Source organism: Asanoa sp. NPDC050611, from assembly GCF_040654855.1.
Taxonomy (GTDB): Bacteria; Actinomycetota; Actinomycetes; order Mycobacteriales; family Micromonosporaceae; genus Asanoa.
Genome location: NZ_JBFAIU010000337.1, coordinates 1 through 8137 on the forward strand (window position 1 = coordinate 1; position 8137 = coordinate 8137).

Consider the following 8137-nt stretch of genomic DNA (forward strand, 5'->3'; position numbering starts at 1 on the left):
CACGGCCCTCGACGTCGGCGTGCCCGTGCGACAGGACCCGGCTACCTGGGAAGAGTTCTAGACGAAGCGCCGGACGAACGCGAGGGCGGTGTCCGCGACCTCGCGCCAGCCGCTGTCGATCGTCAGCGAGTGGCCGCGGCCGGCCACCTCGGCGAACTCGGTGACCGCGTGCGTGTTGCGGGCCTGCCGCTCGTACGACGCGTGCGCGATCGCGTGCGGCACGGTGTGGTCCTTCTCGCCCGAGAGGACCAGCATCGGGCCGCGCTCGGCGGTCTCGGTGTCGACCTTGACCTCGGTCCACGGGTTGAGGTTGGCGAACGCGCCCTGGAACAGCGGCTCGCCCGGCGCCGGCACCGCGAACTCGGCGTAGAGCGACCGTGCCTCGTCCTCGCTGACCGCGTTGGCGAACGCGTAGCGGAACTGGTCGTACGTCAGCGGCACCGCGCGGTGGTAGTTGGCCGGGTTGCCCAGCACGGGCGCGGCCGAGCGCAGCGTCGAGAACGGCAGCGGCAGCACGCCGCGGAACGGCGCCGGGTCGATGGCGACCGACGCCGCGGACAGGCCGCGGCCGGCGCTGATCTGCGTGAGCAGGCCGCCGAACGAGTGGCCGATGATGGCGGGCTTGCGGTCCAGCTTGCCGATCAGTTCGCAGAAGTGGTCGGCGACCTGGCCGACGCTCTTGCCGGCCATCACCTCGGGGTGGGCGTTGGCCTCGGCCACGGTGTCGGGGTCGTCGGGCCAGCCGGGGGCGACCGGCGCGTAGCCGGCTTCGGCGAACAGGGTCGCCCACCGGTCCCAGCTGGTCGGGAGCAGCCAGAGACCGTGTACGAAGACGACCGGCTGCCGACCGGTGGCGTTGGCGTCGGTGATCTGCTGGAGATCGGATGTGAGGGACATGTGCAAGTCCTCCTGAGCTCGGACCGGCGGCCGGAGAGCACGGTCGCCGGTCCGAGTCTGCGCGACCGTTCGGATCTTCGGGAGGGTCCGCTAGGTCACATGTTCCGGAGCGTCCGGCTCCACAGGACGGCGCCGTCGATGTCGCGGAGCTTGACGGTCAGGTCGCGGCTGCGGCCGTCGATGCGGATCTCCCCGAAGTGCTGGAAGCCGTCCAGCGGCGAGGTGTTGGCCACCGGCGGAGCGTGCACGAACGCGGCCGTGGGGCCGAACGTGCCGTCCAGGGCGTTCGGGCCGAACGCGCCCGCGTTGGCCGGGCCGGAGACGAACTCCCAGAACGGCGTGAAGTCGTCGAACGCCGCCCGCGCCGGGTCGTAGTGGTGCGCGGCCGTGTAGTGCACGTCCGCGGTCACCAGCACGATGCCCTTGACGCCGTGCCGGTGCGCGTCCTTCAGGATGCCGGCGAACTCCAGCTCGCGGCCGAGCGGCGCGCCCGGGTCGCCCTGCGCGACACCCTCCTGCGCGGTGGCGCCGTCCGGCACGACCAGGCCGAGGGGCAGGTCGTTGGCGATTACCTTCCAGGTCGCCTTCGACCTGCGCAGCTCCTCGGTCAGCCAGCGGCGCTGCGGCTCGCCGAGCAGGCCGCGCCTGCGGTCCGCGTACACGTTGCCGTCGTTGACGTCCTTGAAGGTCCGCATATCGAGGATGAAGACGTCGAGCAGTGGGCCGTACGACACCTTCTTGTAGACCGGTCCCGGCGTGATCGGCGTCCACTCGTAGAAGGCCTGGCGGCTGCGGGTGGCCAGCACGTCGACGCGCTTCTCGGTGTAGCGGGCGTCGTCGAGGATCTCGCCCGGGTACCAGTTGTTGGTGACCTCGTGGTCGTCCCACTGGTTGAGCTGCGGCACCTCGGCGAAGAACCGGCGCACGTTGGCGTCGAGCAGGTTGTAGGAGAACTGGCCGCGGTACTCGGCGAGCGTCTCGGCGACCTTGCTCTTCTCCGGGGTGACCACGTTGCGCCACACCCGCCCGTCGGCCAGCGTCACGGACTCGGTCAGCGGGCCGTCGGCGTAGACGGTGTCGCCGCTGCACAGGTAGAAGTCCGGCCGCACGCGGCGCATCGCCTCGAAGATCCGCATGCCGCCGATGTCCGGGTTGATGCCCCAGCCCTGGCCGGCGATGTCACCGGTCCAGACGAACGAGACGCCGTCCTTGCCGCCGGGCATCGTCAGCGACCCGGTCAGCGGCTCGCTCTCGGCGCCGTGGTCGCCGACCACCCGGACCCGGTAGAACGTCTTGTCGCCGGTACGCAGGCCGCGCACCTTGGCGCGGCCGGTGAAGTCGGTGCCGGGGCCGAGCAGCGGTCCGAGCACGGTGCGCGCGTGCCGCAGGTCCGGGCTGTCGCTGACCTCGACGATCATGCGGCCGGCGCGGTCCGCGCGGGTCCAGATGTTGGCGGCGCCGCCGACCGCGTCGCCGGCCTGCACGCCGTGGGTGAGGACGGGACGGCCGCGGCGGACGAGCGCGGGGGCGCCGCCGGCGAGCGCGGGGGCGCCGCCGAGCGCGGCCGTGGTGCCGAGGGCCGCGGCGGCGCCGAGCAGGCCACGCCGGCTCCAGTTCGGTGCGGACAAGGGAGGGCTCCCTCCGATGGGGACGTGTTGTCGGTCCCTGTCCTACCGGCGGCGGGCGACGGCTGGATGGCCACGCGGTGAAGTCACCATGGAATAGCGTATTCGCAAGTCTGGATTAGATGACTGTTAAATGAGCGTCGATCCGGCGTACGGCTGGCTACCGTGTGGACGTACCCGGACGCCCACCGGAAGGCTCGCCGTGTCGCAGCCCACCGAGCGTGCCGCGGTGCTGCGCCGGCTGCTCCGGGCCGGCGCCATCGCGGTCGCCGTCATCGTCGTCACCGTGCTGGCCTTCGCGCCCTCGGCCGAAGGCCAGACCGCCCGCCCCGCGCCTCCAGAACCCGCCGGGTGGCCCGTGGTCTCGCTGGTCGCCCTCGCCGTGCTCGCGGTGATCATCCCGACCGCGGTCGTCGTCGCGCTCCGGCGCCGCCGCTACTAGTCAGGCCGCGACGTAGCCGTTGAACACGTGGACCCCGTCGTGGGAGCCGCTCGAGTTCGCCCGGTTCGTGTTGAAGTACAGCTTGCCGTCGCTGATCCCGACGCCTTCGATCTCGAAGGTCGTGTAGGCCGACGACGTGATGCGGAACGAGAGGTCGCCGGCCGCGGGCGCGGTGCCGGTCGTCGTCGGCGAGACGTTGCGGTAGACCAGCACGATGCTGCGGTTGTCCTTGGTCAGCGGGTAGTAGAGGACCTTCTTGGCCGCGTCGTAGAAGAAGCCCTGGTTGGCGAACGTCGTCAGGTCCGGCACCGGCGCGCCGTTGACGAGGGCGCCCTCGACCTGCAGGTCGAACGCCTTGGTCAGGTTGATGGTCCCGGAGGAGGCGCGCAGCGGGAGACTGCCGTTGTAGACCGTCCGGCCGCTCTTGAACATGAACGTGATCGTCGTGCTCGTGACCGCGACGCGATGGACCCCGGACGGCGCCGCGACGGCCCCGTTGAGCCGCAGCTGGTACGACCCGGCGTGGTAGTAGGTGGTGCCGTCGTAGCGCAGCCGCACGAGCTGCGCGCCGGTCGCGTTCATGGTGACGACGAACATGTGGTGCGCACCGTCGATGTCGACGATCGTGATGTCGTTCGCGTGCCCGAGCCACGGGTTGGTCGACGTGTTGTTGGTGCCGTTCGTCATCAGCACCCGCTCGCCGGTGGTCTTGTGCACGCGGTAGATGACCGACAGGTCGTCGTAGTTGGTGTGGTTCTTGATCGAGTAGAGGTACGTGGACCCGGCGGCGAAACCCTGGACGCCGGTGCAGCAGCTCGTGTTCGGAGTGCTGGCGATGTCGGTGTACGTGTTGTAGTAGGCGGCTTGCGCTGGGTTCGCGGGCAGCGCCAGCAGGCCGAGGATCAATGCCATGACAATCGTCAGTCGCCTATGAACTCGCACGGTTGCGATAGTAGACGGTCGATCGCGGCCCCTGGTGATGAGTTCTCGCGCCGCCGGCCGTCATACCTACGACGGCACACGAGCGAGGCGGAAGGATGACGTGATGGGTGGGGACATGCGGCTGGCCGAGGTCGACGAACCGGCGTTCACGGGCTTGGCGGAGCGGCACCGGCGGGAGCTGCACGTGCACTGCTACCGGATGCTCGGGTCGTTCGAAGACGCCGAGGACACCGTGCAGGAGACGTTCCTGCGGGCGTGGCGGCGGCGGGAGACCTTCGCGGGGCGGTCGACGTTCCGGGCCTGGCTGTACCGGATCGCCACCAACGCCTGCCTGGACCTGCTCGCCCGGAGCCGCCCGGAGCCCGCGACCGGCGGCGAGGTGCGGTGGCTGCAGCCGTACCCGGACCGGCTGCTCGACGAGCTGCCCGCGGGCGGCGCGGACGAACCGGAGACCGTCGCGGTCGCGCGGGAGACGATCGAGCTGGCGTACGTCGTCGCGGTCCAGCATCTCGCACCGCGCCCGCGGGCCGTGCTCATCCTGCGGGACGTGCTCGGCTGGCCGGCCAAGGACGTCGCGGAGCTCCTCGGCGACTCCGTCAACTCGGTGAACAGCGCGCTGCAGCGGGCCCGTGCCGGCATGCGCGAGCACCTGCCCGCCGAGCGACAGGACTGGACCGGCGGCGGTTCGGAGGACGCGGCGACGCGGGAACTGGTGCGCCGCTACACCGAAGCCAGCGTGGCCACGGACGTCGACGCGATCGCCGACCTGCTGCGCGACGACGTCCGCTGCTCGATGCCACCCACGCCTGGTTTGTGCGTCGGCCGCGACGCGGTGGTGAAGGACTGGAAGGAGAGCGGCTTCGAGGGCATGGCTGGTCTGCGAGCCATGCCGACGTCAGCGAACCGGCAGCCGGCCGTCGCCGTCTACCAGTGGCAAGAGGGGCAGGACGCCTACCTGCCGCTGACGGTCGACGTCCTGCGCCTCAGCGGCGGGGCGATCACCGAGATCGTCACGTTCCACGCCGACCGGTTCCCGCGCCTCGGCCTGCCGGCGCGCCTCCCGGCGGACGGGCGATGAAGCTCGCCGTCACGGGCCTCCTCGCCACGCTGGCGGCGATGGTGGTCACCACCCTCACCGCCGCGCTTGCCCGGGCCGTCGGCGTGGACTTCGAGGTCCCCGACGGCGGCGAGACGATCCCCTTGCCCGGCATCGCCGTGCTGACCGGCCTCTTCTCGGTCGTGGGCGTCGTCATCGCCGCCGTGCTGCGCCGCTGGAGCGCCCGCCCCGCGGAACGGTTCGTGTGGACGGCGGTGGCGCTGACCGCTCTCTCGCTGGTCCCGCCGCTCGTGATCGGGGCGAACGCCGCCACCACGGCCACCCTGGTCGGGCTGCACCTCCTGGCCGCAGCGGTGATGATCAGCGCCCTCGCGCGGAAGCTGCGCAGCTCACGGTCGGCTGTGGACGAACCACGCGTCGCCGGCCGGTAAGGCGACGGCGACCTCCCACCGGCGGAGCTCGAGGTTCGGGGCGAGGGCCTTGAGCTGGCCGGCGGCGCTCCACGCGTCGTCACCCGGTGTCGGGCGGCGACCGACCTGGAACTGCAGCATGGTGCCCCAGGAAGCGACGAGGCGGGCGTCCCACCGCTGCCGCCATTGCGCCAGCACTTCGGCGAGCATTACTTGGTAGTCCCGGGTGAGCGCGCCCCAGAAGTCCACCCAGTAACCGGAGCCGCGGACGTCGTCGGTGGGCACCAGCATGAGCAGGACACTGTCGGGCGTGTACCAGTAGTCGGTCTGCGTCACGTACCGCACGCTGTCCAGCACCTGGGCATGCAGGTCCCCGTCCGCCAGCAGCCGGTCGTAGAGCTCCCGCTCGAACTCCGGGCGGGTGGTCGGCAGCGCGACGTCCGACACCAGCGCCGTCAGGTCCACGGACCGGTTGCGTGCGTAATACTTGGCCCCGCCCTCGTCGACATGGTCGTCCTCGCTGTAGTGGCGGTAGGCCGCCCAGGGATCGGAACCCTCGGCCGCCTCGGCGAACGCGCGCAACTCCGAGTCCGAGGGACCCGGCTGCGGCTGGGGCCACATTCGCAGCGCGTCGTCGAAGTCGTCGGTGACCAGGATGGGCCGGCGCCCGACAGCGGGCGCCAGCGCGTCGGCCGCCTGCCACACCTCGTGCAGCCGGTCAGGGTCGACGTGCGGGAGGAGGACGGTGCCTGCCGGGCCGTGGCCGATCGTCAGGCCGGCCAACGGCGTACCCGCGAAAGCTGCTTCTAGTTGGTCGAGGTCGTTTGTCACAACTCAGAGTCTGGTGGTGGTGCCGGCCGCGGCGCTGGCCCGGGCGGCGTCCAGCACCTCGGTGGTGCGGAGGACGTCCCAGGGGTCGACGGGGACCGGTGTGCCGTCGCGGACGGCGGCGGCGAAGGCCGGGTAGTAGGTGTCCCAGCGGCCGCGTTCGGTCGGCACCGGCTCGCCCGGCCCGCCGCGGTAGATGTGGCCCCAGCGGTGCTCCGGTTCGGTGCCCCACCGGTCGCCCTCGGTGGCGGGTGTGCGTCCGGCGACGAGGTGGGCCTCCTGGCCGTCCATCCCGTCGACGATGTACGTGCCGGTCGTGCCCGTGACGCGGAACCGTGGACCGGGAGCGCCCTGGACCCAGCTGCCCGAGAGCTGCGAATGGGCACCGCCGGCGTGGTGGATGGCGATGAAGAAGTCGTCGTCGCGGGCCGTCATTCGCGCGTACACGTGCTCAGCCGGCCCGAAGAGCAACAGCGCCTGGTCCACCAGGTGTGCACCGAAGTCGCGCAGGGTGCCGCCGCCGGCCGCGGGCGGGCCCGGGTCGGGTGCGAAGCGTTCGAACCGTGACTCGAGCCGGCTGACGTCCCCGAGTGCGCCGGTGTCGATCAGGCGCCGCACGGTCAGCAGGTCGGAGTCCCAGCGCCGGTTCTGGTAGACGCTGAGCGCGACCCCCGCCTGCTCGGCCGCTTCGATCACGGAGCGGGCCTCGGCGGCGTCGAGGGCGAACGGCTTGTCCACGACGACCGCCATCCCGAGCCCGATCGCCTCGAGGGCCAGCGGCGCGTGGGTGTCGGCCGGGGTCGAGATCGCGACGGCCTGGACACCGTCGGCGGCGAGCGCCCGCAGCGAGTCGTAGGCCGCGGCGGTGGGATGCTCCTTCCCGAGCTCGGCCCGGCGGTCCGGCGACCGGGTCACCACGCCGGCGAAGTCGATGTCGGGGGCCGACGCGAGCAGTGGTGCGTGGAAGTAGCGGCCGCCGAACCCGTAGCCGACCAGTCCGAATCGCATGCGGGGCTCTCCTTGTCGCACAGGGGTGTGTTGAGGTCATAGCACGCGCGCGGCCGCTTCGCGTACCCACGAGATCCCCGTCACGACGGCCTGACAGGGCTCGCCTCGGGGTTACTCTCAGAATGAGAAGGACCAAGCTTGTGGTGTACGTGACGGGGGAGCGAGAAGTGAACATCGATAAGGGACTAGCCGGCGGTGGCGTCTACCTGCCGGACGACGAGGGGTACGAGCAGGCGCGGACGACCTGGGCGCTGGCCGTCGACATCCGGCCCGCCGCGGTCGTCTTTCCGCGCACCGTCGACGAGGTGGCCGCCGTGGTCCGTGCCGCCGCGCGGGCCGGCCTGCGGGTCGCGCCGCTCGGCACCGGGCACAACGCGCACCCGCTCGAAGGCGTCGACCTGTCCCGCACGGTGCTGATGCGGATGTCGGAACTCAAGGGCATCGAGATCAACGGCCGCACCGCGCGGGTGCACGCCGGCGACGTCTGGTTGCCGGTCGTCGAGAAGGCCGCCGAACAGGGCCTGGCCGCGCTGCACGGCTCGAGCACCGACGCGGGAGTCGTCGGCTACCTGCTCGGCGGCGGGCTCGGCTGGTACGCCCGCGCCCACGGCCTCGCGGCCAACACCGTGACCGCCGTGGAGCTGGTCACCGCGGACGGCACCATTGTCCGTGCCGACGCGGAGCACCACCCGGACCTCTTCTGGGCGCTGCGCGGCGGGAACGCGGCCAACTTCGGCGTCGTCACGGCGATCGAGTTCACCCTGTTTCCCATCGAGACGGCGTACGCCGGGATGATGGTCTGGGACATCGCGGAGGCCCGGCGGGTGCTGAGCGCCTGGGCGCCGTGGTCGGTCACCGCGCCGGAGGCCGCGACGACGTGTTTCCGGCTGCTGCGGTTCCCGCCGATCCCCGACGTGCCCGAGCTGTT

Annotated in this window: 9 protein-coding genes; 4 read left to right on the forward strand and 5 right to left on the reverse strand. The window is 71.6% G+C overall.

All coding sequences use genetic code 11. The annotated features are described in order from the left end of the window. Positions 1-57 precede the first annotated feature (57 nt). Positions 58-897, reverse strand: a complete 840-nt coding sequence (locus tag AB0H87_RS33965; RefSeq protein ID WP_360155179.1) for an alpha/beta hydrolase — start codon at positions 895-897, stop codon at positions 58-60. A 95-nt stretch (positions 898-992) separates the two neighbouring features. Then, positions 993-2495, reverse strand: coding sequence for an alkaline phosphatase D family protein (locus AB0H87_RS33970; protein WP_360155203.1), 1503 nt, complete (start codon positions 2493-2495; stop codon positions 993-995). A gap of 160 nt (positions 2496-2655) precedes the next feature. Here AB0H87_RS33970 and AB0H87_RS33975 point away from each other — a divergent pair, with 160 nt between their 5' ends. Further along, complete coding sequence (locus AB0H87_RS33975) at positions 2656-2964, forward strand: hypothetical protein (protein WP_360155182.1); 309 nt, start codon at positions 2656-2658, stop codon at positions 2962-2964. Here AB0H87_RS33975 and AB0H87_RS33980 read toward each other — a convergent pair whose 3' ends face one another. Further along, a complete protein-coding gene (locus tag AB0H87_RS33980; RefSeq protein WP_360155185.1) occupies positions 2965-3876 on the reverse strand; it encodes a hypothetical protein in 912 nt (303 codons plus the stop codon). A gap of 133 nt (positions 3877-4009) precedes the next feature. Here AB0H87_RS33980 and AB0H87_RS33985 point away from each other — a divergent pair, with 133 nt between their 5' ends. Both AB0H87_RS33985 and AB0H87_RS33990 read left to right on the forward strand, forming a co-directional pair. Beyond that, on the forward strand, positions 4010-4984 hold the full coding sequence (locus AB0H87_RS33985) for an RNA polymerase subunit sigma-70 (RefSeq protein WP_360155188.1): 975 nt from the start codon (positions 4010-4012) through the stop codon (positions 4982-4984). Continuing rightward, complete coding sequence (locus tag AB0H87_RS33990; protein ID WP_360155191.1) at positions 4981-5394, forward strand: DUF6069 family protein; 414 nt, start codon at positions 4981-4983, stop codon at positions 5392-5394. Before AB0H87_RS33985 ends, AB0H87_RS33990 begins: the two co-directional genes overlap by 4 nt. On the opposite strand, the gene AB0H87_RS33995 is transcribed toward AB0H87_RS33990, so the two are convergent. Then, positions 5353-6204, reverse strand: coding sequence for a DUF4253 domain-containing protein (locus tag AB0H87_RS33995; RefSeq protein WP_360155194.1), 852 nt, complete (start codon positions 6202-6204; stop codon positions 5353-5355). The two genes, AB0H87_RS33990 and AB0H87_RS33995, sit on opposite strands and share 42 nt — an antisense overlap. A gap of 3 nt (positions 6205-6207) precedes the next feature. Then, positions 6208-7209, reverse strand: a complete 1002-nt coding sequence (locus AB0H87_RS34000; RefSeq protein WP_360155197.1) for a Gfo/Idh/MocA family oxidoreductase — start codon at positions 7207-7209, stop codon at positions 6208-6210. A gap of 167 nt (positions 7210-7376) precedes the next feature. Between AB0H87_RS34000 and AB0H87_RS34005 the strand changes: the two genes are divergently transcribed. Beyond that, positions 7377-8137, forward strand: a 761-nt coding sequence (locus AB0H87_RS34005; RefSeq protein WP_360155200.1) for an FAD-binding protein, incomplete at its 3' end; no start/stop codon positions are given.

What these genes read in the sequence shown, in the direction of transcription:
- AB0H87_RS33965 (WP_360155179.1), bottom strand. Translation starts at nt 897, where the DNA reads ATGTCCCTCACATCCGATCTCCAGCAGATCACCGACGCCAACGCCACC.
- AB0H87_RS33975 (WP_360155182.1), top strand. Translation starts at nt 2,656, where the DNA reads ATGAGCGTCGATCCGGCGTACGGCTGGCTACCGTGTGGACGTACCCGG.
- AB0H87_RS33980 (WP_360155185.1), bottom strand. Translation starts at nt 3,876, where the DNA reads ATGGCATTGATCCTCGGCCTGCTGGCGCTGCCCGCGAACCCAGCGCAA.
- AB0H87_RS33985 (WP_360155188.1), top strand. Translation starts at nt 4,010, where the DNA reads ATGGGTGGGGACATGCGGCTGGCCGAGGTCGACGAACCGGCGTTCACG.
- AB0H87_RS33990 (WP_360155191.1), top strand. Translation starts at nt 4,981, where the DNA reads ATGAAGCTCGCCGTCACGGGCCTCCTCGCCACGCTGGCGGCGATGGTG.
- AB0H87_RS34000 (WP_360155197.1), bottom strand. Translation starts at nt 7,209, where the DNA reads ATGCGATTCGGACTGGTCGGCTACGGGTTCGGCGGCCGCTACTTCCAC.